The organism is Thiomonas sp., assembly GCF_054608695.1.
This window is the reverse complement of sequence record NZ_JBTRXV010000012.1, coordinates 13,922-37,083: the sequence shown is the minus strand read 5'-3', so window position 1 is coordinate 37,083 and position 23,162 is coordinate 13,922. Positions and strand designations below refer to the sequence as shown.

The following is a 23,162-nucleotide window of genomic DNA, read 5'->3' as shown; positions in this document are numbered from 1 at the left end:
GTGGATGCCTACATTTTGTTACTAAAACCACCGGAAAAGTTCACGCATCCCGAAAAAATTATGTTCCCTCAAGCCTTGAGGCCAATATGCAACGCGACGACTCCAGCCGAAAGGTTATACCAGTCGACCTTGGCGAATCCGGCCTCGAGCATCAGAGTCTTCAAGCTGGCTTGATCCGGGTGCTGGCGGATGGATTCAGCCAGGTAGCGGTAACTGTCGGCATCACCCGCGACCCATTGTCCAAGGCGTGGCAGTATGCGGAAGGAGTACCAGTCATAGATGCCGCGCAGCGGTCCCCAGGGACGAGAAAACTCGAGCACCAGCAATTTTCCGCCTGGCTTGAGCACGCGGCGCATTTCCGCCAGCGCAAGGTCCTTGTGGGTCATGTTGCGAAGGCCAAAAGCCACGCTCACGCGGTCAAAACTGCCATCGGGAAATGGCAGGACTTCGGCGTCGCAGAGCGCTGCCGGCACACACAAGCCTGCATCTTCCAGCTGGGTTCGCCCCTCGGCCAGCATGGCACCATTGATGTCGGTCGACACCACCATGCCGCCCGGTTCGACTTGCGGCGCGAATGCACGGGCCAAGTCACCAGTGCCCGAGGCGATGTCGAGCACACGATGCCCGGGACGCACGGCTGCCAGCGCCACGGTGAAGGCTTTCCAGCCCCGGTGGAGGCCGGCACTCATCAAGTCATTCATCAGGTTGTAGCGGGGCGCGACCGAGTCAAAGACCTGCGCCACGCGTTGCGCCTTTTCACGCTCGGCCACGGTCTCGAAGCCAAAGTGTGTAGTTGCTTCACCGGACTCAATGGCCATGGTGCGCTCCATGCCCACAGCCACCGCTCGATGGGGCATCAGCCGTCACCATTGCGGCATCGCGGTCCACTTGAGCCGCGGCAAGTCGCTCCAGGTAGTCACTCCACAACTGCGACTGCTCCGAACCCAGGAAATACAAATATTCCCAGGTGAAGATGCCCGTGTCGTGACCGTCGGAAAAAGTCGGTTGCACGGCGTAATTGCCCACGGATTCCAGCTGATTGATCAAGACATCGCGTTTCCCTGTCTGCAGGGTTTCCTGGCCGGGGCCGTGTCCACGCACCTCGGCTGAAGGCGAATACACCCGCAGCAGTTCGAACGGAAGCCGAAACACCGCGCCATCATCGAAGGCGATTTCCAGATCGCGCGACTGGCGGTGAACCGTCAATTGCGTTGGGTGTGGGACTGTGTGAGCCATGAACTTGAACCTTTGTCGTGCAGACTTGCAATAGCGAATTATGCGTCTGCGTCCATGCGCGTGTACGCCAACAGCCGTCGGACTGCTGGAGCGTTCGAAAGACACGCTCATGCGGCTGCGCAACGGCGCGACAAGCCAACTGCACTTTTGCAAGGCTGAGAACTCTGCCGGGCTGCACGAGTCTGGCGAGCAAAAAAATACCCGGGCAGAGCCCGGGTGAATTGCACACTCCCTGAAAGAGCTGTTTAGAACTCAGTCACATTCTGATACAGAAAGTTTGCATTGTCCAGCCACTCAAACCCGGTAGCGATGCAATATCGAGGTTCTATTTGCAGGGTTTTTTGGTGCCGCTTGTCTGACTCGAACAGACGACCTATCGCTTACAAGGCGATTGCTCTACCAACTGAGCTAAAGCGGCAGGGACTTCCCTGGTGAAACGGCGACTTCGGGTTGCGATCTCAAACGTTCACTTCACGCGCTTGAGATGTCCCCCGGAAGGCCGCGGGGGGGGATCAGCCGGCGGCTCGCCCTCGGCCTTGGATGCATCGACTGAGCGGGAAGCTTGCTCAGGGATCTCTGCGGCGGCTTGAGTGCTGTCGGGCACGGCATGAAGATGGCTTGCTGGCGCTGTCTCAGGCGTCTGCGCATCTTCGCCTTCGACTGAGCCGGCGGCAGCAGGATCACCAGCGCCGGATTCGGGCATGGGAAACGCCATGCCCTGCCCATTCTCGCGGGCGTAGATCGCAGTGACGTGGCTCACGGGCACGAGTATGTCGCGGGCAACTCCGCCGAAGCGCGCCTTGAAACGCACGTCGTCATGTCCGATCTTCAGGCCCGTGGTCGCGCCGAAACTGATGTTGAGCACAATTTCGCCATTCTTGACATGCTCGCGCGGCACCCGCACCTGGCTGTCCACGTGAACTGCCAGGTAGGGTGTCAGTCCGTTGTCGGTGCACCATTCGTAGAGGGCGCGCAACAGGTAGGGCTTGGTCGAACTTGGATTTTCAGCCGAGTTGGTCATGACTCTTCCTGCTGCCGGAATTACTTGCGCATGACCTTTTCCGAAGGCGTGAGCGCCTCGATGTAGGCAGGGCGCTGAAAAATGCGCTCGGCATACTTGGAAAGCGGTGCGGCTGATTTGGGCAGATCGATGCCATAGTGGTCCAAGCGCCAGAGCAGGGGCGCGATGGAGACGTCGAGCATGGAGAAATCGTCACCCAGCATGAAACGATTCTTGGTAAAAATCGGCGCCAGCTGGGTCAGGCGGTCACGAATCGCGGTCCTGGCCTTTTCCATGGCCTTCTCATTGGCTTTGCTGGCACGAGACTCGAGCGTGGAGACGTGCACGAACAATTCCTTTTCAAAATTGAACAGGAACAAACGCACCCGGGCACGCGCCACCGGGTCACCCGGCATGAGCTGGGGATGCGGAAAACGCTCGTCAATGTACTCGTTGATGATGTTGGATTCGTACAGGATGAGGTCACGCTCGACCAGAATGGGCACCTGGCCATAGGGGTTCATGACGTTCACATCTTCAGGTTTGTTGAAGAGATCGACATCACGAATCTCGAAATCCATGCCCTTTTCGAACAGGACAAAACGGCAACGCTGCGAGAACGGGCAGGTCGTGCCTGAATAAAGCACCATCATGAGAGGCGACTCCTGAAAAAGCGAAGGGAGTGAGCATGCTCACCCCCGCGACAGCCGGCCAAAAAGGCGGGCCTATGGACACTGCTGCCGAGTCCCTGGAGGGACTCGGCTCAACTAACTCACATCTTTCCAGTATTCGGACTTGAGGCGCCAGGTGATGAAGGTGAGCAGGGCCAAAAAGAGCAAGACAATAACGCCCAGTCGTTTGCGTTCGAGTTGGTCCGGTTCGGCCATCCATTGCATGTAGGCCACAAGATCGGCAATCTGTGAATCATACTGCGTCGGGCTCAAACTTCCAGGCGTGAGCTGTTCGTACGCGACAAAGCGCTTGAGTTGGAGGCCCGCGGCGGCTGGGTCTTTCGTGAGCGCAAACTTCGCTGCGCGCTCGCCCTGCAAGGGCCACAACGGGTTGGGCATGGCGACTCCGGGGAGCACCAGGTTGTTCCAGCCCGTCGGGCGCGTGGGGTCGCGGTAAAACGAAAGCAGGTAGGTGTACAGGTAATCGGCGCCAGAACCACGATGGGAGGCCAGTGCCCGCTCGATCACGCTCAGGTCCGGCGGGGAAGCGCCGAACCAGGCCTCGGCCTGGGCTGGCGTCATCGCGACTTTCATCGTGTCCCCGAGCCTGGATTCGCTGAACATCAGGTTTTTCTGCACCTGGTCTGCCGTCAAGCCAATGGCGCGCAAACGCTCGTAGCGCATGTACTTGGCGCTGTGGCAGTTGAGGCAGTAGTTGACAAAAAGCTTCGCACCGTTTTGCAGAGCGAGCAAATCGTTGACCCGGTAGGGAGCATGCTGTAGCGCGATGCTTTCTTGTTCGGCTGCCGCGTGTGCCGTCAAGGCAGCGCAACTCAGCCCCAGTGCGAGCGCCAGGCGCAGCAACCAGCGGAATGGATGGATCATGATCATGCTCAGTGGGGGTGATAGACCAAGCGTTCGGGCACCGCTCTGCACACGCCGAGACGGCTCCACCAGGGCATGAGCCAAAGGAAGCCGAAGTAGATGAAGGTGCAGGTCACCGAGATCCAGTAACCGACGGGAGACGGTTCGGAGATGCCGAAATAGCCGAGCACGATGAAGTCAAGCCCAAACAGAATCAACAGCGAAAAATGCCATTTCGGGCGGTAGCGGATGGACTTGACCGGGGAGTGATCCAGCCAAGGCAGGAAGAACAGCGAGATGACGGCGCCGCCCATCACCAAGACGCCCCAGAACTTGGCATCGACCGTGGCCATGGCCCACAGCAGAAAGGCCATGCCTGCAGCCAGCGCGGCCAAACGCAGGGGGCTGCGCCGCAGGCGCCAGGCTCCCCATAACGCAGCGGCTGCAAGCACGGCCATCCAGAGATGGACAGAGGTGGTGGTGGTGGCCCTCAGCATGGAGTAGAAGGGCGTGAAGTACCAGACCGGGGCGATGTGCGGCGGGGTTTTCAGCGGATCGGCCGGGATGAAGTTGTTGTGCTCCAGGAAGTAGCCACCGAAGGTCGGCGCGAAGAACAGCACGGCACTGAAGATGGTGAGGAAAGCCGACAGCCCGAAGAGGTCGTGCACGGTGAAATAGGGATGGAAGGGAATGCCATCGCGCGGATTGCCGCGGGCGTCCTTGTTGGCCTTGATCTCGATGCCGTCCGGGTTGTTGGAGCCCACTTGATGCAACGCGATGATGTGTGCCCCCACCAGCCCGATGAGCAGCAGCGGTATGGCAATGACGTGGAAGGCGAAGAAGCGGTTGAGCGTGGCGTCGCTCACCACATAGTCGCCACGAATCCACAACGAGAGGTCGGGACCGATGAAGGGAATGGCGGAAAAGAGGTTGACGATGACCTGCGCACCCCAGAACGACATCTGACCCCAGGGCAGGAGGTAGCCGAAGAAAGCCTCGCCCATCAGGCACAGGAAAATGAGACAGCCGAAAATCCACACCAGCTCGCGCGGCTTGCGGTATGAGCCGTAGAGCAGGCCGCGGAACATGTGCATGTAAATGATGACGAAGAACGCCGATGCCCCGGTGGAGTGGATGTAGCGAATCAGCCAGCCCCAGCTCACGTCGCGCATGATGTATTCGACCGAGCCGAACGCCAGTGCGGCATCGGGCTTGTAGTGCATCACCAGAAAAATGCCGCTGATGATCTGGATGGCCAGCACGACGATGGCGAGTGAGCCAAAGTAGTACCAGAAATTCAGGTTCTTCGGCGCGTAATACTCGCTCAGGTGTGCAGCCCAAAGCGCGGAGAACGGGAAGCGGTCGTCGATCCATTGACGCAAGCCGCCGCGTGGAGTTTCGGCAAGCACGCCGGGATCCGGCAAAGTCTGATCAGCCATGGCTTGATCTCCGTTTGGGGCCTTCAGGCCTTGTATTCACCGAGAAGAATTTTTCGGTCGTTGATGTAGTGATACGGGGGCACGGACAAGTTGTCCGGCGCCGGCATGTTCTTGAACACGCGCGCCGCGAGATCGAATTCGGAACCATGGCAAGGGCAGAGGAAACCGCCTTGCCAGTCGCTTGGCAAGGAGGGCTGGGCGCCCGGTGTGAATCGGTCGACAGGCGAGCAGCCCAGATGCGTGCAAATGCCGATGACCACGAGGAACTCGGGTTTGATGGAGCGCCACTGGTTTTGCGCCCAGGCCGGCGTGGGAAAGGCCATGCGTTTGGACAGTGGATCGGCCACCAGCGATTGCGTCACGTTCAGCGAAGCCAGCATCTGCGGCGTGCGGCGCAAGAACCACACCGGTTGCCCCCGCCACAGCACGGTCAGTTTTTCACCGGGACGCAGCTGGCCGATTTCGACTTCGATCGGCCCACCCTCGGCCTTGGCTTTGGCCGATGGCTCCATCGATTCAATAAAAGGGACGGCGGTTGCCGCGCCTGCAAAGCAGGTGGCGGCACCTGTGGCAATCAACCAAATGCGGCGTTGGGAATCCATCGTTTCGGAGCGGTAGTGAAGCGATGGAATTCTGGTCCCCCAGCACGAATTTCGCATTAGGAAAAGCATGTATAAGAACTCACTGATTTAGGGATGATGTATTGCGTTTCATCAATAAACGCCTTGCTGCACCGCAAAAATGCGCTGTGACAGCGGCTGGTCATCTCACGAAATCGACCCAACTTCCATGGGTCGCGACCCGCCAGCCGGGCTTTACAAAGGTGTCCAATCCAAGCGCTGGGCGGTACATTGGGTCACCCTTAACCACTGACTACGGGAGTGACGCGATGAGCTTGCTGACTGATTTCAAGGAGTTTGCCGTCAAAGGCAATGTGATCGATCTGGCTGTTGCCGTGATCATCGGCGGCGCCTTCGGCAAGATCGTCGAAGCCCTGGTGGGCGACATCATCATGCCGGTGGTTGGAGCCATCATCGGCAAGATCGATTTCTCGAATTTTTTTATTCCGTTGGGGACGGTTCCCGCAGGAACGGAAATGACGCTCGCCGCCTTGAAAAAGGCGAACGTTCCTGTGCTGGCCTATGGCGGCTTCATCACCATCGCCATCAACTTTCTGATCTTGGCATTCATCATTTTCATGATGGTCCGGCTCATCAGCAAGCTCAAGCGCGCGCAACCCCCGGCACCTCCCGCAGCCGACCCCGAGGAAATCTTGCTGCTGCGAGACATTCGCGACTCGCTCAGACGCTGAAACCGAACTAGGCGCGGCTGATGAGTTGCCGCGCCATGGCGATGGCACTCACCAGGCTGGCTGGATTGGCGCATCCACGCCCTGCCAGGTCGAATGCCGTGCCGTGGTCCGGGCTGGTACGCACGAAAGGCAAGCCGAGAGTGACGTTCACGCCTGCGTCCAGCCCCATGTACTTCACCGGAATCAGGCCATGGTCGTGCAGCATGGCGACCACCACATCGAACGCGCCCGCATGCCCAGGGGCATTGCGGGCGCGCATGAACACCGTATCGGGCGCATGCGGCCCGCTGGCATCGATTCCCTCGGCTCGGGCCTGCTCGATGGCCGGGGCAAGAATGCGAATCTCTTCATCGCCGAATAAACCGCCCTCACCCGCATGCGGGTTCAAACCCGCCACTGCAATGCGCGGGTGCGCCTGACCCCAGCGCTGTGCGGCTGCGTGCGTGATGCGCAAGGTGTCGAGAACGGCTTCGAACGTGACGGCATCGATCGCCTCGCGAACGCTCATGTGGATGGTCACGAGCACGGTTCGAAGCTCGTCATTGGCCAGCATCATGCGCACCGGCGCGCCCCCCGCCAGATGCTGCAGCAACTCGGTGTGGCCAGGGAAAGGCACACCCGCTGCATGCAAGGCCTCCTTGTGAATGGGCGCCGTGACGATGGCGGCGACCTCGTCGCGCAGCGCCGCTTGCGCGGCGGTGACGATGGCGGCATGCGCCGCCGCGCCGGCGCGTGCATCCACCCGTCCAGGCACAAGGTCGCGCAGCGATCCGGGCTCCAGGCCATGGGCCTGCAGCACGGGGATCACGCCGGGAGGCAGGCCGTGCCATTGCGCCACTTGCTCGATGCGCGCCACGCTCGGCCCCAAGGCCCCGGAAATGTCCAGACGGGCGGCGGCCGCAGCGATGACTTGGGCATCGCCCACCACGACGCAATCCTGCGCCTGCCCCGCGGCGAAGGCCTTGACGATGATTTCCGGGCCGATGCCGGCGGCATCTCCCATGGTGATGGCCAGGGGCTGTGTCGGGTTCATGCCGGATTGTCGATGTCGATGAAGCGGTGCTCGATGCCGAAACTGCGTTCCAGGTGCTCGCCCAGCGCCTGCACGCCGTAGCGTTCGGTGGCGTGGTGGCCGCAGGCGAGATAGGCGATGCCCATCTCGCGGGCGAAGTGCGCCGTGGGCTCGGAAATCTCGCCGCTGATGTAGGTGTTCGCACCGGCGGCATGGGCCTGCTCGACCCAGCCTTGCGCGGCTCCGGTGCACCAGGCCAGGCGGCCGACGCGCGCGGTGGGATCGCCCACCAGCACGGGCGCGCGCTCGAGCTTGCGTCCGAGTTCAGCAGCAAGATCGGCCAGCGTTTCCTGCGCGGGTGCCGAGCCCAGCCAGCCCAGATCCTGTTTGCCAAAACGACCATCGGTCCGCCACCCCATGCGCGCGGCCAATTGGGCGTTATTGCCCACCAGGGGATGCGCGTCCAGGGGCAGGTGATAGGCGAACAAATTGAGGTCAGCCGCCATCAGCGCGGCCAGGCGCTTGCGCTTTTGACCCACCACGCGCGGGTCTTCACCACGCCAGAACCAGCCGTGATGCACGAGGATGGCGTCGGCGCCCTGCCGGGCGGCACGTTCGATCAGCGCGAGATTTGCCGTGACGCCACTGACGACGCGGCGGATGCGCGCCCTGCCCTCGACTTGCAAGCCGTTTGGGCCATAATCCTCAAAGCCATCGGTGCGCAGAAAATCGCGCAGATAGGCGGCCAATTGCTCACGATCGATCATGTTCAGGGAAGGTGGATATGCGCAGGTTTTGGTTGATTTTCGCTCAGGCGACAACGATCGCACTGGGCGTGGTGTTCGCGGTACGGATGCTGGCGCCGCAATGGCTGGAACGCAGCGCCGGCGCTCCTGGCCAAACGGCGGTCTTGCAACTGTTGCAGGCCGCGCCCGGACCGGCTGCCGCGCCTGCGGCGGGCTCCTACAGCGGCGCGGCGCAGAAGGCCATGCCGGCGGTGGTATCCGTCACCACGACGCGTGCCCCCAAGCCGGGCCGGGGATCGCTGTCGGGGCGCTTTTTCGGTGGCTCCGACGCACGCGCCCCCACGGTGGGGCTGGGCTCGGGTGTGATCGTCAGCCCCACGGGCTATGTGCTGACCAACAACCATGTGATCGAGGGTGCGGAGGAAATCGAGGTCAAGCTGGCGGATGGACGCGAAGCCGCCGCTCAGGTCGTGGGGCGCGACCCCGACACCGACTTGGCGGTGCTCAAGATCAAGCTGCGCGATCTGCCCACGCTGGCCTTCGGCGACGAGACCAAGGCGCGTGTCGGCGACGTGGTGCTGGCCATTGGCTACCCCTTCGGCGTCGGGCAGACGGTGACGCAGGGCATCGTCAGCGCTCTCGGGCGTACGCAACTGGGCATCAACACCTTCGAGAACTTCATCCAGACGGACGCTGCCATCAATCCCGGCAATTCGGGTGGGGCGCTGGTGGACGTGAACGGCAATTTGTTGGGCATCAATACCGCGATCTTCTCGCGCTCGGGCGGCTCGCTCGGCATTGGCTTCGCCGTGCCGGCGTCCACCGCGCGCAACGTGCTGCAGCAACTCGTGCAGAGCGGGCATGTGGTGCGCGGCTGGATTGGCGTGGAGCCACAGGACATCAGCCCGCAACTGGCCCAGGCCCTGAGCCTGCCCGTGGCCGACGGAGTGATTGTTGCCGCGGTGTTACGCCACGGACCTGCTGACCGAGCCGGCATGCGCGCGGGCGATGTGGTGCTCGACGTTGCCGGGCAGGCGGTGCGCAACACGGGCCAGTTGCTCAACGCCGTGGCTGCCCTCAAACCCGGTAGCGCCACCGCAGTGCGCATCTTGCGCCAAGGGCATGAGCAGCAACTTCGGGTCAAGATTGGCACCCGCCCGCAAGGGCCAGCCATGCTGCGGGATGAGGAAAGCGGAAGCGCCGGGAGTGGCGCACCCTAGGAGGCGCGTGAGAGAACGCGCGCGCTCAGAAGTTTTCTCAACCTCATCGGAGCAGCCTGAGGGCATTCGGAACGGATCACTTGGCTGCGGCACCTTGGGCTGCAGCAGTGGTCACGAGGCCGGCGGATCCGAATCCTTGGGTTGATCGGCGTCTTCATCGGGCGGCCGTGCGTACTTGCCCAGCACCCGCGATCCGATGATGCCCACCTCGTACAGCAAAATCATGGACACGGCCAACGAGGTTTGCGAAAACACGTCTGGCGGGGTGATGACGGCGGCGATGATGAAGGCCACGACGATGAAGTAACTGCGCCAGGCCTTGAGCTGCTCGATGGTGAGCATGCCGAAACGCACCAGCAGCATCAGCACCACCGGCACCTCGAACGCGGTGCCAAAAGCCATGAACAAGGTGAGCACGAAGCTCAGGTAAGACTCGATATCGGGTGCGGCCGTCACCACCTTGGGCGCCACGTCCTGGATGAAGGTAAACAATCTTCCCAGAACGATGAAATACGCGAAGGCCACGCCCAGGTAAAAAAGAATGGTGCTGATGAACACCAGGGGGACAACCAGTCGTTTCTCGTGCGCATACAATCCCGGCGCGATAAAGGCCCAGAGCTGATACAGCACGACGGGCAGGGCGATCATCAACGCCGTCAGCATGGTCAGCTTGAGCGGCACCAGGAAGGGCGTGATGACGCCGATGGCAATGAGGCCCGAGCCGTGCGGCAGGTGTGCAATGAGCGGCTTGGCGAACAGGTCGAACAAGCCGGAAGGGCCGGGATAGATGGCCAGGATGGCGAAAACGATGCCTATGGCGGCCACAGCGCGGATGAGCCGATTTCTCAGCTCGACCAGATGGGTCACGAAGGGCTGCTCGGCTTCCGGATTCGGGGAGTCGGACGGCTTGGGATCAGTCACGTGTGCGGCAGGAAAGGAGTGCGGGCTTCAGAGGCCGGAGCGGGGACGGTGGCGCGCCACGCGGGCCGCGCCAGACAGGGCGTGACTGCGTACCCGGGCCTGGCGGCGATACCAGAGCGGAACGGCTTGGACGGTGGATTTTTTCAGGCGCTTGGGCTTATGGTTCTCGAAACCCAGACCGTCGCCAATGGAGGGAGCATCGAACGATGTTTGCGATCCGTCCTCCAGGCCTGCGGTGGCTTCCTTCCAGGCCGAGTCGAATTCCTGGCCGACGTCGCCGATGTTCTTGGAAACCGTGTTGTGGATGTCCTGCGCTGCCGACTCGACCGTGGACTTCATGCTGCGCAACTCGTCCAGCTCCATTTGCCGGTTCACTTCGGATTTCACGTCGGCCATGTAGCGCTGCGCCCGGCCGAGCAGATTGCCCACCGTGCGCGCCACCTTGGGGAGTTTTTCGGGGCCGAGCACGATCAGCGCGACCACGCCGATGACGCCCAGTTCCGAGATGCCGATATCGAACATGGCTGTTGCTCAGACCTTGCGGTGCCGATGAATAAAAAAGCCGGCAACATGGCCGGCCCGGCGCCGCTGTCCGGAGATCAGGATTTTTCCTTGGCCTCGACGTCGATGGTGTCCTTCTTCACCGCGCCGGCCTGGGCACCCAGCTGCTTGTCGGCAGCCGTTGTGCCCGGGGTGGCCTCGGCATCGCCGTCGCGCATGCCGTCCTTGAAACCCTTGACGGCTGACCCCAGGTCGGAACCCATGTTTTTCAGCTTTTTCGTGCCGAAGACCATCATCACGATGACCAGGACGATCAGCCAATGCCAAATGCTCAATGAGCCCATTTCGATACTCCTTAGCGACTTTCAGATCGTCGCGCGTTTCCAGGGGCGAGGGCCGCCCAAGACATGAAGATGCAGGTGATAAACCTCCTGCCCGCCATTCGGTCCGGTGTTGATGACGGTTTTGAAACCATCGCCACAGCCTAGCTGCTCGGCCAGTCGCGGAACCAACGCCAGCATTTTACCGAGCAAGGCCTGGTCTCCAGGTTCCACTGCCGCCAGCGTGGCGATATGGCGCTTGGGCACCAGCAGAAAATGGACCGGTGCTGCAGGGTTGATGTCATGAAAAGCCACGACCTCATCATCCTCGTACAGCGTGTTCGACGGGATGGTGCCGGCAATGATCTTGCAGAAAATACAGTTGGGATCGTGCATGTTGATGAACAGTACGAGTCAAATCAGGGTTTGGATGCAAACTCGAATGAGGCGCTCACGATGGGCTGCTGTCAAGCTTGGCTACTTGGGTGACGACGCACCGCGGCGCGCGAATTCCTCGATACCCGACAAACCTTCGCGCCGCGCCAATTCGGCCAAGACCTCACGCGGCGAAATACCGTGATGGGCCAAGGCCAGGAGGGTGTGAAACCATAAATCGGCCGCTTCATAAACGATGGACTGGCGCTCTCCGCCCTTCGCCGCGAGGACGAATTCAGTGGCTTCCTCGCCAACCTTCTTGAGCATGGCATCGTCGCCCTTGGCGAAAAGACGGGCCACGTAGGACGAGGCTGGATCGGCCTGTTTGCGGGCTTCGATCACGGCGGCGAGGCGGTCGAGCACGTCGCAGCCCGGCGTGTCGGGCGCTGGTGAAGATGGCTTCATGTGTAGATTTGCTCAGGATCTTTCAGCACGGATTCGACCGTGGTCCATTCGCCTTGGCGCAACTCGCGGAAAAAACAGGAATGGCGTCCGGTATGGCAGGCAATGCCGGGGTCGTGGCCGAGTTGGCGCACCGTCAGCAGCACCACGTCGCCATCGCAATCGAGCCGGATGGATTCAACCTTCTGCACATGGCCGGAGGCCTCGCCCTTGTGCCACAGGCGCTTGCGCGAGCGCGACCAATACACGGCCTCGCCCAGTTCCAGCGTGCGCTGCAGCGCCTGCCGGTTCATCCAGGCCACCATGAGAATGTCCTTGCTGCCCGCTTCCTGCGCAATGGCGGGAACCAGGCCGCTGGCGTCCCAGCAAATCTCGTCGAGCCAGTTCATGCTGGAAGTGTAGTCATCATGCTGCTATGGACTGCGTTGACCCAGGCGCCCCGGATGGCTTGTGCCTTCATCATGCGTTCACGCGCATCGGGATGCCCAGGCCGGCCATGAAGCGCTTGGCCTCGCCGACGGTGTGTTGCCCGTAGTGGAAGATGCTCGCGGCCAGCACGGCGTCGGCATGGCCCTGGGTGATGCCATTGGCGAGGTCTTGCAGGCCGCCGACGCCACCTGAGGCGATGACGGGCACCGGGACGGCGTCGGCCACGGCGCGGGTGAGGTCGAGATCGAAGCCGACCTTGGTGCCGTCGCGGTCCATGCTGGTGAGCAGGATTTCGCCGGCGCCGGCTGCGGTCATGCGGCAGGCCCAGTCCACCGCGTCGAGGCCGGCATTGCGCCGGCCGCCGTGGGTGTAGACGTCCCAGCCGGCGCCGCGCGCGGCGAGGTCGTCGCCAGCGCGGCGTTTGGCGTCGATGGCGACGACAATGCACTGCGCACCGTATTTGGCGGAAGCGTCGGCAATCACCTGCGGGTTGGCGACGGCGGCGGAATTGAAGCTGACCTTGTCGGCGCCGGCGTTGAGCAGACGGCGCACGTCGTCCACCGTGCGCACGCCGCCGCCGACCGTGAGTGGAATGAACACCTGCGACGCCACCGCCTCGATCATGTGCAGCAGCAGGTCGCGGCCGTCGGACGTGGCGGTGATGTCGAGGAAGGTGAGTTCGTCGGCGCCCTGTTCGTTGTAGCGCGCGGCAATGTCCACCGGATCACCGGCGTCGCGCAGACCGACGAAGTTCACGCCCTTGACCACACGGCCGCCGGTCACGTCCAGGCAGGGGATGATGCGTTTGAATAGCATGGAAGTGGGAGAGCTTGGGCCTTGCGCCGTGATCAGGCCGAGCCGGCGGCCGCGGCCGCGACGCGCTGCTGCGCCGCCTTGAAGTCGAGCGCGCCGGTGTAAATGGCCCGGCCGCAGATCACGCCTTCGACGCCACTGCTTTCCACCGCAATCAGGCGTTCGATGTCGGCCATGCCGGCCAGGCCGCCGGAGGCGATGACGGGGATGGACAGCGCCTCGGCCAGGCGCACGGTGGCGTCGATGTTCAGGCCGGTGAGCATGCCGTCGCGGCCGATGTCGGTGTAGATCACGCCCTCGACGCCATAGTCCTCGAACTTGCGCGCCAGATCGACCACCTCATGGCCGGTGAGCTTGCTCCAGCCATCGGTGGCGACCTTGCCGTCGCGCGCGTCCAGGCCGACGATGATGTGGCCGCCGAAGGCGCTGCAAGCCTCTTTCAGGAAGCCGGGGTTTTTCACCGCGGCGGTGCCGATGACGACGAAGCTCAGGCCATCGTCCAGATAGCGCTCGATGGTCTCGAGGTCGCGAATGCCACCGCCGAGTTGCACCGGAATGTCTTCGCCCACCTCGCGCAGGATGGCGCGGATGGCGGGCTCGTTTTCCGGCCGGCCGGCGAAGGCGCCATTCAGGTCCACCAGATGCAGGCGCTGCGCGCCCTGCTCCACCCAGTGCCGGGCCATGGCGGCGGGCTCGGTGGAAAACACGGTGGCGGCCTGCATTTCGCCTTGCTCCAGGCGAACGCACTGGCCGTTCTTGAGATCGATCGCGGGAATCAGCAACATGGGACGGGTCGACAACGAGTTCGGGACATCCTGCCGGGTAGCCGGGTCAGGGATTCCAGTCGAGGAAATTGCGGTAGAGCGCAAGGCCTGCCGCGGCGCTTTTTTCAGGGTGAAACTGGGTGGCGAAAATCGTATCGCGGGCGATGGCGCTGGCAAAGGTCACGCCATACTCGGAGCGGCCCGCAATACTGCGCTCCGCTGTCGGCTGCGCATAGAAACTATGCACGAAGTAGAACGCCGCGCCATCGTCCACGCCCGCCCACAAAGGGTGAGCCCGGCCGTCGTGCGCCACCGGGTGCACCGCGTTCCAGCCCATATGCGGCACCTTGTAGCGGCTGCCGTCGGGCTGGTTCTGGCCAGCGAGCTGGAAGCGGCGCACCTCGCCGGCGATCAGCCCCAGACCTTGTGTCGGGCCTTCCTCGCTGCGGTCGAGCAGCATATGCATGCCGACGCAGACGCCAAAGAGTGGCTTGCCGCTGCGCGCCTGCCCGCCTGCGGCTTCAAGCACCGGTGCTTGCAGGCCGGAGTCGCGCAGCTCGCGCATGCAGTCCGGCATGGCGCCCTGGCCGGGCAGCACGATGCGGTCGGCATCGCGCACCACCCGAGCGTCGGACGTGACCACCACCTGCCAGGGAAGACCCTTGGCGACATGCTGCACGGCCTGCGACACGGAGCGCAGATTGCCCATGCCGTAATCGACGATGGCGACCGTTTTCATGCGGGCGTCGGAAGGAACGGTGGTGTGGTGTGGCGAATCAGGTGCGGACGATCCGCGCCGCAGGCGTGGTCACAGCGAGCCCTTGGTCGAGGGGATGGCCTGGCCCATGCGCGGGTCGATTTCGGCCGCCGCACGCAGCGCGCGGCCGAAAGCCTTGAACACCGTTTCGCACTGGTGGTGGGCGTTGTCGCCGCGCAGATTGTCGACATGCATCGAGATGAAGGCATGGTTGACCAGGCCCTGGAAAAATTCGTGGGCGAGATCGACGTCGAACTCGCCGATCATGGCGCGGGTGAAAGGCACATGCCATTCGAGCCCTGGACGGCCGGAAAAATCGATCACCACGCGCGACAGCGCTTCGTCCAGCGGCACATAGGCGTGGCCGTAACGGCGCACGCCTTTTTTGTCGCCAATCGCCTTGGCCAGGGCCTGGCCGATGGTGATGCCGACGTCCTCCACCGTGTGGTGGCCGTCGATGTGCAGATCGCCCTCGGCCTGCACCGTGAGATCGACCAGGCCATGACGCGCGATCTGATCGAGCATGTGGTCGAAAAAACCGATGCCGGTGGCAAGCTTGGACACCCCGCTGCCGTCGAGATTGAGTTCGACGCTGATGCGGGTTTCAGCGGTTTGGCGGGTGACCTGGGCGGTGCGCATGCTTGGAGGCTGGGAAAACGGGTTTGGCCGTGATGGAACCGCGAAGAAAGCGGTATGACGCGATGTTACCGAAGCGCAGACGCTGGCTGCAGGATGTCGGCCAGCGCCAGCAGCAAGGCCTCGCACTGCGCCTCGGTCCCGACGGTGATGCGCAGGAACGGCGCAATGCGCTCGGGCTGACGGAAATGGCGTACCAGGATGCGCTGTTCGCGCAGCTTGGCAGCCAACTCGGTGCCAGCATGCCGTGGGTGGCGCGCAAAAACGAAGTTGGCGGCCGATGGCAACACCTCGAAGCCGTGTTGCTGCAAACCGGCGACAAGCTTGTCGCGGCTGGCGGTGATGAGTGCGCGGGTGCGCTCGAACCAGGCTTCGTCCTGCATGGCGGCCACGCCGCCGGCAATGGCCAGCCGGTCCAGCGGGTAGGAATTGAAGCTGTCCTTCACCCGCACCAGGGCTTCGATCAAATCGACATGGCCCAGCGCGTAACCCACCCGCAAACCAGCCAGGGCGCGGGCTTTCGACAAGGTGCGCACCACCAGCAGGTTGGGATGGCGGTCGATCAGCGCGGCGGCGGTCTGCGCGCCGAAATCGACATACGCCTCGTCGACCACCACCACCGCGTCGGGAAAGCCTGTCAGCAGGCGCTGGACTTCGGCCAGGGCCAGCGCCATGCCGGTGGGCGCGTTGGGGTTGGGAAAGATGATGCCGCCGACGCGACCGTCGCGTCCGGCTTGCAAATAGTCGTCCACGCCGAGGCTGAAGTCGTCGCGCAAGGGCATCAGGCGCGTGGCCATGTCGTACAGCCGGGCATAGACCGGATAGAAGCTGTAGCTGATGTCGGGGAACAGCAGCGGCGCGTCGTGCTTGAGCAGCGCCTGAAACACATGGGCCAGCACTTCGTCCGAACCATTGCCGACGAACACCTGCTCGGCCTGCAGGCCATGATGGACGGCGATGGCGTCTTTCAGCGCCCGCGCCTCGGGGTCGGGATACAGGCGCAGGTCTTCCGTTGCCGCCTCGCGGATGGCCTGCAGCACGCGCAAGCTGGGGCCGTAGGGGCACTCGTTGGTGTTGAGCTTGATCAGGCCGGCGATCTTCGGCTGCTCGCCCGGCACATAGGGTGTGAGGCCGTGCACGACCTCGCTCCAGTATCGGCTCATGAATTGGCTCCCCAGGCGCTGCGCGCCATCCCTCCGAGAGGGTATGCGCCTTTGAGGCGGCTCTGCAGGCTCATGCCTAGGCCTTGAGGTCGTGATCCAGGCGCATTTCGGCCGCCAGCGCATGCGCCTGCAGGCGCTCGCCATGTGCCAGCACCGAGGCGATGCGGCCCAGGCGCTGCGCGCCGGCGTGGCTGACCTCGATCAAGCTGGTGCGCTTGATGAAGTCGTACACCCCGAGCGGCGAGGAGAAGCGCGCCGTGCCCGAGGTGGGCAGCACATGGTTGGGGCCGGCGCAATAGTCGCCGAGCGACTCGGAGGTGTAGGCGCCGAGGAAGATGGCGCCGGCATGACGCAGGCGATCGGCGATGGGACGCGGCTGCGCGGCCGACACTTCCAGGTGCTCGGGGGCGATGCGGTCGGCCAGTTCGCAGGCCTCGTCCAGATTGCGCACCTGGATGAGGGCACCACGGCCGGACAGCGATGCGGCGATGATGGGCTGCCGACTCATGCCCGGCAGCAGGCGGCGGATTTCGGCGGCCACGGCGTCAATATATGCAGCGTCCGGGCACAGCAGAATGCTCTGCGCGAGTTCGTCGTGCTCGGCCTGGGAGAACAAATCCATCGCCACCCATTCCGGCGGGGTGGTGCCATCGGCGATGACCAGGATTTCCGAAGGCCCGGCGATCATGTCGATGCCGCAAATGCCGAACACGCGACGCTTGGCGGCGGCCACATAGGCGTTGCCGGGGCCGGTGATCTTGTCCACCTTGGGCACGGTGGCTGTCCCAAATGCCAAGGCACCCACGGCCTGGGCGCCGCCAATGGCGAAGGCGCGGCTGACACCGGCCACGGCCGCTGCGGCCAGCACCAGGGGATTGCGCTCGCCACCGGGCGTGGGCACGACCATGATGATCTCGACCACGCCGGCCACATGGGCAGGAACGGCATTCATCAGCACCGAGGACGGATAGGCCGCCTTGCCGCCCGGCACGTAGATGCCGACGCGGTCCAGCGGCGTCACCTTCTGCCCCAGCAGGGTGCCGTCGGCGTCGACATACTCCCAGCTCTGGCCAACCTGCTGCATCTGGCGCTGGTGGTAGTCGCGCACGCGCTCGGCGGCCTGCTCCAGCGCGTGGCGCTGCTCGGCGGGAATCTGCGCCAGCGCGGCACGCAGCTCGGCCTGGGAGATTTCGAGCGCGGCCATGTTCGGTGCGTCGAGATGGTCGAAGCGGCGGGTGTAGTCCAGCACGGCGGCGTCGCCACGGGCGCGCACATCGGCCAGGATGTCGGCGGCGCGGGCGTCGATCTCGGCATTCTCCTCGGCCATGCGGGCGAAGAGCTGGGCGTACTGCGCCTCGAAGTCAGGGCTTGCGGTGTCGAGACGGCGCAGCAGCAAGTCGGAAGCGGGGGCGTTCATGCGGGAATGGATGCGTTGGATGCAGCGGCGGCGCGCAGGCCGTCGACCAAAGGTTTGAGCGCGGCGGTCTTGGTCTTGAACGCAGCCTGGTTGACGATGAGCCGCGCCGAAATGTCCATGATGGATTCGACCTCGACCAGGCCGTTGGCCTTGAGCGTGCCGCCGCTGGAGACCAGGTCGACGATGGCATCGGCCAGGCCGATGAGGGGCGCGAGTTCCATCGAGCCGTAGAGCTTGACGAGATCGACATGCACCCCCTTGGCGGCGAAGTGCTCGCGCGCCAGATGCACATACTTGGTGGCCACGCGCAGGCGCGCGCCCTGGCGCACGGCGTGGGCGTAGTCGAAGCCCTGCGGCGTGGCCACGCTCAGGCGGCAGCGGGCGATGCCGAGGTCCACCGGGCGGTACAGGCCGTCGCCGCCGAGCGCGGCGTCGGCTTCGAGCAGCACGTCGAGGCCGGCCACGCCGAAATCGGCGCCGCCGTAGCGCACATAGGTGGGCACGTCGCTGGCGCGCACCAGCACCACGCGCAGGTCCGGCCGGTTGGTCGGCAGGATGAGTTTGCGCGTGGCTTCGGGATCTTCCGCCACGGTGATGCCGGCCCGTGCCAGCAGCGGCAGGGTGTCGTCGAAGATGCGGCCTTTGGACAGCGCGAGAGTGAGCATGGTGGACGAAAGATTACCGGATGCGTAGAGACTTGCAGGACGCGGGGTGAAGGGCGGGGTCGGTTGCGGCCAGCTCAACGCACCCGCGCGATGCTGGCGCCCAGCGCGGCGAGCTTGTGCTCCATGCCGGCATAACCGCGGTCGAGGTGATAGATGCGTTCCACCAGGGTTTCGCCCTCGGCCGCCAGCCCGGCAATCACCAGCCCGGCGGACGCGCGCAGATCGGTGGCCATGACGGTGGCGCCCGACAAGCGCTCCACGCCTTGCACCACGCACGTATTGCCCTCGATGGCGATATTCGCCCCCAGGCGCACCAGCTCCTGCACATGCATGAAGCGGTTCTCGAAAATGGTCTCAGTCAGATGCGCAGCGCCTTGCGCCAGGCAGTTCACGGCCATGAACTGGGCCTGCATGTCGGTGGCGAAACCGGGGTACTCGGAGGTGCGCACCGACACCGCACGGGGCCGGCCGCCGGGCATGGCGTCGGCCTGCACGCGGATCCAGTCCGTGCCGCTGGTGAGCGTGGCGCCGGCCTCGCGCAATTTGTCCAGCAGGCTGTCGAGATGTTCGGGCACGCAGCCGCGCAGCGTGACGTCGCCACGCGTGGCCACCGCCGCGCACAAGAAGGTGCCGGCCTCGATGCGGTCTGGCACGATGGCGTGCTCGGCCCCATGCAGGCGCTCCACGCCCTGAATGCGGATGCGCGAGCTGCCGGCGCCGTCGATGCGCGCGCCCATCTTCAGCAGCATCGCCGCCAGGTCGGCCACCTCGGGCTCCTGCGCGGCGTTCTCGATCACCGACTCGCCCTCGGCCAGGCAGGCGGCCATCATCAGGTTCTCGGTGCCGGTGACGGTGATCATGTCGGTGCTGATGCGCGCGCCCTTGAGCCGCCCGCCCGGCACGCCGGCGACGATGTCGCCATGCTCCACATGCACCTCGGCGCCGAGCTGCTGCAAGCCCTTGATGTGCTGATCCACCGGCCGCGCGCCAATGGCGCAACCACCGGGCAAGCTGACGCGGGCATGGCCGAAGCGCGCCACCAGCGGCCCCAGCACCAGCACGCTGGCGCGCATGGTTTTCACCCGCTCGTAAGGCGCGACGCAGGCGGTGATGGCGTCGGCCTGCAGGCGGATGCTGGCGCCTTCTTGCGCCACCTGCGTGCCCATGCCGGCCAGCAACTGGCCGAGGGTGCGCACGTCCATCAACTCGGGCGCGTTGGACAGCACGACGGGCTGGTCGGTGAGCAGGCAGGCCGCCATCAGCGGCAGCGCAGCGTTTTTCGCGCCACTGATCTGCACGTCGCCATGCAGCGGGCGCTCGCCCTGAATGCGGAGTTTGTCCATGGGGAATGATGTGATCCGGCCGTGCCGGAGAAAGACTTGTGGATTCTAGGCGCCGCCCTGGTGCGCCCTGAAGGCGCGCTCTAGTCGGGCATGGGCTCGCCGGGGGCGACGGTGCGCATCGACAGCGCGTGAATTTCAGCGCGCATGCGGTCTCCCAGGGCAGCGTAGACCAAGCGATGCCGGGCCAGGCGCGACTGCCCGGTGAAAGCGGGGCTGACGATGGTGGCGTAGAAATGCTGGCCGTCACCCTGCACCTCCAAATGGGTGCAATCCAGACCGGCGGCGATGAGGTCGCGCAGATGTTCGGGGGTGGGGAGAGCCATGATGGTGGGCGAAAACGAGAGATGACGATGGGCGCGGCGCAATGGTCAGTTGCGCAATTTATAGCCGCGATGCAGCCAGGACCAGGCCAACCCGCCGCAGACGGCATTGCCGATCAGGGCTGCGAGGAGGCAGGTCCAGGGCGAGATGTCGGAGACGCCAAAAAAACCGTAGCGAAATCCGTCGACCAGGTAGAAAAACGGGTTGAAATGCGACACCGCCATCCAGAACGGCGGCAAACTCTTGACCGAATAGAACACGCCCGACAAAAACGTGGCCGGCACGATGATGAAGTTCTGGAACGCCGCCATCTGATCGAACTTCTCGGCCCAGATGCCGGCGACGACGCCCAGCGACGCCAGCATGGATGCCCCCAGCACGGCGAACACCAGAATCCACATGGGATGGCGATACTCCAGCGGCACGAACCACAGCGCCACCAGCGTCAGCCCAAGCCCCACGCTCAAACCCCGCACCACCGAGGCGCCGACATAGGCGGCGAGCAGTTCCCAGGACTTGAGAGGCGACAGCAGCACGAACACCAGATTGCCGGTGATCTTGGACTGGATCAGCGACGAGGAGGTGTTGGCGAACGCGTTTTGCAGCACGCTCATCATCGCCAGGCCGGGAATGAGAAAAGCGGTGTAAGGCACGCTGCCGAACACCTTGATGTGCGCGGTCATGGCGTGCGAGAAGATCAGCAGGTAGAGCAGGCTGCTGAGCACGGGCGCGGCCACGGTCTGCAGGCTGACTTTCCAGAAACGCAGCAACTCCTTGCGAAACAGGGTGGACAGGCCGGTCATGCGGCTTGCCTGACGCGTTCAGCCACATGTTCGCTGCCATTCATGACCTGCATGAACGCGTCTTCCAGGTCGGCACGGCGAACTTCCAGTTCGTCCACCACACAGCCCGCAGCGCGTAGCGCGGCGAGGATGTGCTCGACCTCGGCCGCATCGCGCACCACGCAGACGATGCGGTGCCCTTCCGGCTTGCAGCGTGCGGCAAGCTCCGCCGGCAAAATACCGGTTGCAACGCGAAACAGCATTTGCGTCGAGGCAAAGCGCGACAACAATGCATGGGTGGAGTCCAGCGCCACGAGGCGGCCGAGCTTGAGCATGCCGATGCGGCTACAGAGAGCCTGCGCCTCCTCCAGGTAGTGGGTGGTCAACAACACCGTGTGGCCCTGGTGGTTCAGGCCGGTGATGAACGCCCACAGGCTTTGACGCAGCTCCACGTCCACCCCCGCGGTGGGTTCATCGAGCACGATGACCGGCGGCCTGTGCACCAGCGCCTGCGCCACCATGACGCGGCGCTTCATGCCGCCGGAAAGAGTGCGGGTGTTTTGTTCGGCCTGGGATGCGAGGCCGAGGTGGTGCAGCAATTCGTCGATCCAGGCGTCGTTCTTGCCCAGGCCGAAGTAACCGGACTGCAGACGCAAGGTTTCGCGCACCGTGAAAAAGGGATCGAACACCAATTCCTGCGGCACGACGCCGAGCAGGCGGCGGGTGGCGATGGGGTCGGTGGCGACGTCGCGCCCAAGCACCTGCACTCGGCCGCCACTGGCGCGCGTCAGCCCGGCCAGCATGCTGATGAGGGTGGTTTTGCCCGCGCCATTGGCACCGAGAAGGGCGAAGAATTCGCCCTGCGCAATGTCGAGATCGACGCCGTCGACCACGGCGCGACCGCCGTAGCGCTTGACGATGGCCTCGAATCGAACTGCGGGGTGTGTGCTGGAAGCGGTCATGCAAAAGTCGGCCAGGGTGTTGGACCACCAGCCGCAAAGGCTCAGGAATGCAGCTCTGGCCCAGGTGGAGCTGCGGCGGCCTCGCCGAGGGCGAAATCCAGCCCGTAGGCGGTGGCCAGATGGGCCAGGCGCGGCGGCGCTGAGAGCACGCGCAGCGCACGGTCACCCGCCTGCCTGCGCAGCTCCAGAAGCAATGCCAGGCAGGCCGAGTCGAAATCGCGCAGCGCTGCGGCATCCACCTCCCACAGCTGCGCGGTGGGCTCGGCGCGCAGTGCGCCGAGCGCCTGCCGCACCACCGCCCCGGCTTCGGCGACAGTCACGCTGGCAGGCAGAACGAAGTGCGCCATCGCCTCAACCCTTGGCGCTGCTGGCGTGAGCCAGTTCCTTGTTGCGCGTGGTGAGGGTCTGGATCAGGCCTTCAACGCCTTTTTGACCGATTTCCTGAGCGAACACGCCGCGGTAGTTGTCCACCAGCCAGATGCCCATGACGTTGACGTCGGCGATCTTCCAGTCGTTGTCCATTTTCACCAAACGGTAGTCAAGCTGGATGGGCTCGCCGTTATTGAGCACGCGGGTGCGAACCACGACGTTGGTCGCATTCGGCGCGGCGCGAAATGGCAGGTATTCCACCTTTTGATTCTTGATCTGGCTCACCGCGCCCGAGTAGGTGTGGATGAGCAGGAGTTTGAACTGCTGCTGCAATTCCTTCTGTTGCGCGGGGGTGGCCTGGCGCCAGTAGCGGCCGACGGCCGAGGCCGTCATGTGCTGGAAGTCGACGAAAGGCAGGACCTTGGTCTCGACCAGTTGCATGACCTTCTGGGGGTCGCCAGACTTCAGCGCCGGGTCGTTGTTGACTGCGTCCATGACGGAATCCGTCAGCTTCTGGATGACCTGCACCGGGGCTGGCGTATCGGCCCGCGCAGCGGGCGCGGCAGCCAACAAGCCCAGGGCCAGAGCGGGCAGCAGTAAAGCGGTTTTGAATGTTCGGAACATGGAGTTCTCCAAAGGTGTTCGGCTCCCTGCCTTAACGG

30 protein-coding genes and 1 tRNA gene are annotated in these 23,162 nt (G+C 63.9%); 2 read left to right on the top strand and 29 right to left on the bottom strand.

Going from position 1 to position 23,162, the window contains the following annotated elements; translation table 11 throughout:
- Positions 1–68: 68 nt before the first annotated feature.
- The 8 genes from ACYCUK_RS07145 to petA all read right to left on the bottom strand — a co-directional run bounded on the left by ACYCUK_RS07145 (position 69) and on the right by petA (position 5,812).
- Positions 69–818, bottom strand: coding sequence for a class I SAM-dependent methyltransferase (locus ACYCUK_RS07145; protein WP_461594108.1), 750 nt, complete (start codon positions 816–818; stop codon positions 69–71).
- Complete coding sequence (locus ACYCUK_RS07140) at positions 808–1,236, bottom strand: gamma-butyrobetaine hydroxylase family protein (protein ID WP_461594107.1); 429 nt, start codon at positions 1,234–1,236, stop codon at positions 808–810. The genes ACYCUK_RS07145 and ACYCUK_RS07140 overlap by 11 nt, the downstream gene beginning before the upstream one ends.
- A gap of 342 nt (positions 1,237–1,578) precedes the next feature.
- Positions 1,579–1,654: transfer RNA gene (locus ACYCUK_RS07135), tRNA-Thr, on the bottom strand.
- 48 nt (positions 1,655–1,702) lie between these two features.
- A complete protein-coding gene (locus tag ACYCUK_RS07130) occupies positions 1,703–2,257 on the bottom strand; it encodes a ClpXP protease specificity-enhancing factor (RefSeq protein WP_461594106.1) in 555 nt (184 codons plus the stop codon).
- A 20-nt stretch (positions 2,258–2,277) separates the two neighbouring features.
- Positions 2,278–2,889, bottom strand: a complete 612-nt coding sequence (locus ACYCUK_RS07125; protein ID WP_461594105.1) for a glutathione S-transferase N-terminal domain-containing protein — start codon at positions 2,887–2,889, stop codon at positions 2,278–2,280.
- 114 nt (positions 2,890–3,003) lie between these two features.
- Positions 3,004–3,792 (bottom strand): cytochrome c1, encoded by a 789-nt coding sequence (locus ACYCUK_RS07120; protein ID WP_461594104.1) that lies wholly within the window; start codon positions 3,790–3,792, stop codon positions 3,004–3,006.
- A gap of 8 nt (positions 3,793–3,800) precedes the next feature.
- The gene (locus ACYCUK_RS07115; protein ID WP_461594103.1) at positions 3,801–5,210 is read right to left on the bottom strand and encodes a cytochrome b; all 1,410 of its coding nucleotides are present in this window, start codon (positions 5,208–5,210) and stop codon (positions 3,801–3,803) included.
- A gap of 23 nt (positions 5,211–5,233) precedes the next feature.
- Positions 5,234–5,812, bottom strand: coding sequence for a ubiquinol-cytochrome c reductase iron-sulfur subunit (petA, locus tag ACYCUK_RS07110; protein WP_461594102.1), 579 nt, complete (start codon positions 5,810–5,812; stop codon positions 5,234–5,236).
- A gap of 287 nt (positions 5,813–6,099) precedes the next feature.
- Between petA and mscL the strand changes: the two genes are divergently transcribed.
- On the top strand, positions 6,100–6,522 hold the full coding sequence (gene mscL / locus ACYCUK_RS07105) for a large conductance mechanosensitive channel protein MscL (RefSeq protein WP_461594132.1): 423 nt from the start codon (positions 6,100–6,102) through the stop codon (positions 6,520–6,522).
- 7 nt (positions 6,523–6,529) lie between these two features.
- Here mscL and pdxA read toward each other — a convergent pair whose 3' ends face one another.
- Entirely contained in the window at positions 6,530–7,555 is a 1,026-nt protein-coding gene (pdxA, locus tag ACYCUK_RS07100) for a 4-hydroxythreonine-4-phosphate dehydrogenase PdxA (RefSeq protein ID WP_461594101.1), read from the bottom strand.
- Positions 7,552–8,301 (bottom strand): Nif3-like dinuclear metal center hexameric protein, encoded by a 750-nt coding sequence (locus tag ACYCUK_RS07095; protein ID WP_461594100.1) that lies wholly within the window; start codon positions 8,299–8,301, stop codon positions 7,552–7,554. Before ACYCUK_RS07095 ends, pdxA begins: the two co-directional genes overlap by 4 nt.
- Positions 8,302–8,318: 17 nt before the next feature.
- Between ACYCUK_RS07095 and ACYCUK_RS07090 the strand changes: the two genes are divergently transcribed.
- Complete coding sequence (locus ACYCUK_RS07090; RefSeq protein WP_461594099.1) at positions 8,319–9,500, top strand: S1C family serine protease; 1,182 nt, start codon at positions 8,319–8,321, stop codon at positions 9,498–9,500.
- A 111-nt stretch (positions 9,501–9,611) separates the two neighbouring features.
- Here ACYCUK_RS07090 and tatC read toward each other — a convergent pair whose 3' ends face one another.
- From tatC to ACYCUK_RS06995, 19 genes are all read right to left on the bottom strand, one after another.
- Positions 9,612–10,421: a twin-arginine translocase subunit TatC gene (gene tatC / locus ACYCUK_RS07085; protein WP_112487596.1), complete on the bottom strand. Its 810-nt coding sequence runs from the start codon at positions 10,419–10,421 to the stop codon at positions 9,612–9,614.
- A 27-nt stretch (positions 10,422–10,448) separates the two neighbouring features.
- Positions 10,449–10,943: a Sec-independent protein translocase protein TatB gene (tatB, locus tag ACYCUK_RS07080; RefSeq protein WP_461594098.1), complete on the bottom strand. Its 495-nt coding sequence runs from the start codon at positions 10,941–10,943 to the stop codon at positions 10,449–10,451.
- Between the two features lie 77 nt (positions 10,944–11,020).
- A complete protein-coding gene (gene tatA / locus ACYCUK_RS07075; protein WP_112487600.1) occupies positions 11,021–11,266 on the bottom strand; it encodes a Sec-independent protein translocase subunit TatA in 246 nt (81 codons plus the stop codon).
- A 21-nt stretch (positions 11,267–11,287) separates the two neighbouring features.
- A complete protein-coding gene (locus tag ACYCUK_RS07070) occupies positions 11,288–11,638 on the bottom strand; it encodes a histidine triad nucleotide-binding protein (protein WP_461594097.1) in 351 nt (116 codons plus the stop codon).
- An 81-nt stretch (positions 11,639–11,719) separates the two neighbouring features.
- Positions 11,720–12,082, bottom strand: coding sequence for a phosphoribosyl-ATP diphosphatase (locus ACYCUK_RS07065; protein ID WP_461594096.1), 363 nt, complete (start codon positions 12,080–12,082; stop codon positions 11,720–11,722).
- Positions 12,079–12,468 carry a phosphoribosyl-AMP cyclohydrolase gene (gene hisI / locus ACYCUK_RS07060; protein WP_461594095.1) on the bottom strand — a complete coding sequence of 130 codons (390 nt, stop codon included), beginning with the start codon at positions 12,466–12,468 and terminating at the stop codon, positions 12,079–12,081. Before hisI ends, ACYCUK_RS07065 begins: the two co-directional genes overlap by 4 nt.
- 70 nt (positions 12,469–12,538) lie before the next feature.
- On the bottom strand, positions 12,539–13,324 hold the full coding sequence (gene hisF / locus ACYCUK_RS07055) for an imidazole glycerol phosphate synthase subunit HisF (RefSeq protein ID WP_461594094.1): 786 nt from the start codon (positions 13,322–13,324) through the stop codon (positions 12,539–12,541).
- A 32-nt stretch (positions 13,325–13,356) separates the two neighbouring features.
- Entirely contained in the window at positions 13,357–14,106 is a 750-nt protein-coding gene (gene hisA / locus ACYCUK_RS07050) for a 1-(5-phosphoribosyl)-5-[(5-phosphoribosylamino)methylideneamino]imidazole-4-carboxamide isomerase (RefSeq protein WP_112487607.1), read from the bottom strand.
- A gap of 46 nt (positions 14,107–14,152) precedes the next feature.
- Entirely contained in the window at positions 14,153–14,824 is a 672-nt protein-coding gene (gene hisH, locus ACYCUK_RS07045) for an imidazole glycerol phosphate synthase subunit HisH (RefSeq protein ID WP_461594093.1), read from the bottom strand.
- Positions 14,825–14,893: 69 nt separating this feature from the next.
- Complete coding sequence (gene hisB / locus ACYCUK_RS07040) at positions 14,894–15,481, bottom strand: imidazoleglycerol-phosphate dehydratase HisB (protein WP_461594092.1); 588 nt, start codon at positions 15,479–15,481, stop codon at positions 14,894–14,896.
- A 65-nt stretch (positions 15,482–15,546) separates the two neighbouring features.
- The gene (hisC, locus tag ACYCUK_RS07035; RefSeq protein ID WP_461594091.1) at positions 15,547–16,641 is read right to left on the bottom strand and encodes a histidinol-phosphate transaminase; all 1,095 of its coding nucleotides are present in this window, start codon (positions 16,639–16,641) and stop codon (positions 15,547–15,549) included.
- A 76-nt stretch (positions 16,642–16,717) separates the two neighbouring features.
- A complete protein-coding gene (gene hisD, locus ACYCUK_RS07030) occupies positions 16,718–18,058 on the bottom strand; it encodes a histidinol dehydrogenase (RefSeq protein WP_461594090.1) in 1,341 nt (446 codons plus the stop codon).
- Positions 18,055–18,723, bottom strand: a complete 669-nt coding sequence (gene hisG, locus ACYCUK_RS07025; RefSeq protein ID WP_461594089.1) for an ATP phosphoribosyltransferase — start codon at positions 18,721–18,723, stop codon at positions 18,055–18,057. Before hisG ends, hisD begins: the two co-directional genes overlap by 4 nt.
- Before the next feature lie 74 nt (positions 18,724–18,797).
- A complete protein-coding gene (gene murA, locus ACYCUK_RS07020) occupies positions 18,798–20,066 on the bottom strand; it encodes a UDP-N-acetylglucosamine 1-carboxyvinyltransferase (RefSeq protein ID WP_461594088.1) in 1,269 nt (422 codons plus the stop codon).
- Between the two features lie 80 nt (positions 20,067–20,146).
- Positions 20,147–20,389 (bottom strand): BolA family protein, encoded by a 243-nt coding sequence (locus ACYCUK_RS07015; RefSeq protein ID WP_112488499.1) that lies wholly within the window; start codon positions 20,387–20,389, stop codon positions 20,147–20,149.
- A gap of 45 nt (positions 20,390–20,434) precedes the next feature.
- Positions 20,435–21,190, bottom strand: a complete 756-nt coding sequence (locus tag ACYCUK_RS07010; protein ID WP_461594087.1) for an ABC transporter permease — start codon at positions 21,188–21,190, stop codon at positions 20,435–20,437.
- On the bottom strand, positions 21,187–22,131 hold the full coding sequence (locus tag ACYCUK_RS07005) for an ABC transporter ATP-binding protein (protein ID WP_461594086.1): 945 nt from the start codon (positions 22,129–22,131) through the stop codon (positions 21,187–21,189). Before ACYCUK_RS07005 ends, ACYCUK_RS07010 begins: the two co-directional genes overlap by 4 nt.
- A 41-nt stretch (positions 22,132–22,172) precedes the next feature.
- Entirely contained in the window at positions 22,173–22,478 is a 306-nt protein-coding gene (locus ACYCUK_RS07000; protein ID WP_461594085.1) for an STAS domain-containing protein, read from the bottom strand.
- Positions 22,479–22,482: 4 nt separating this feature from the next.
- Complete coding sequence (locus ACYCUK_RS06995) at positions 22,483–23,124, bottom strand: MlaC/ttg2D family ABC transporter substrate-binding protein (RefSeq protein WP_461594084.1); 642 nt, start codon at positions 23,122–23,124, stop codon at positions 22,483–22,485.
- Positions 23,125–23,162 lie beyond the last annotated feature (38 nt).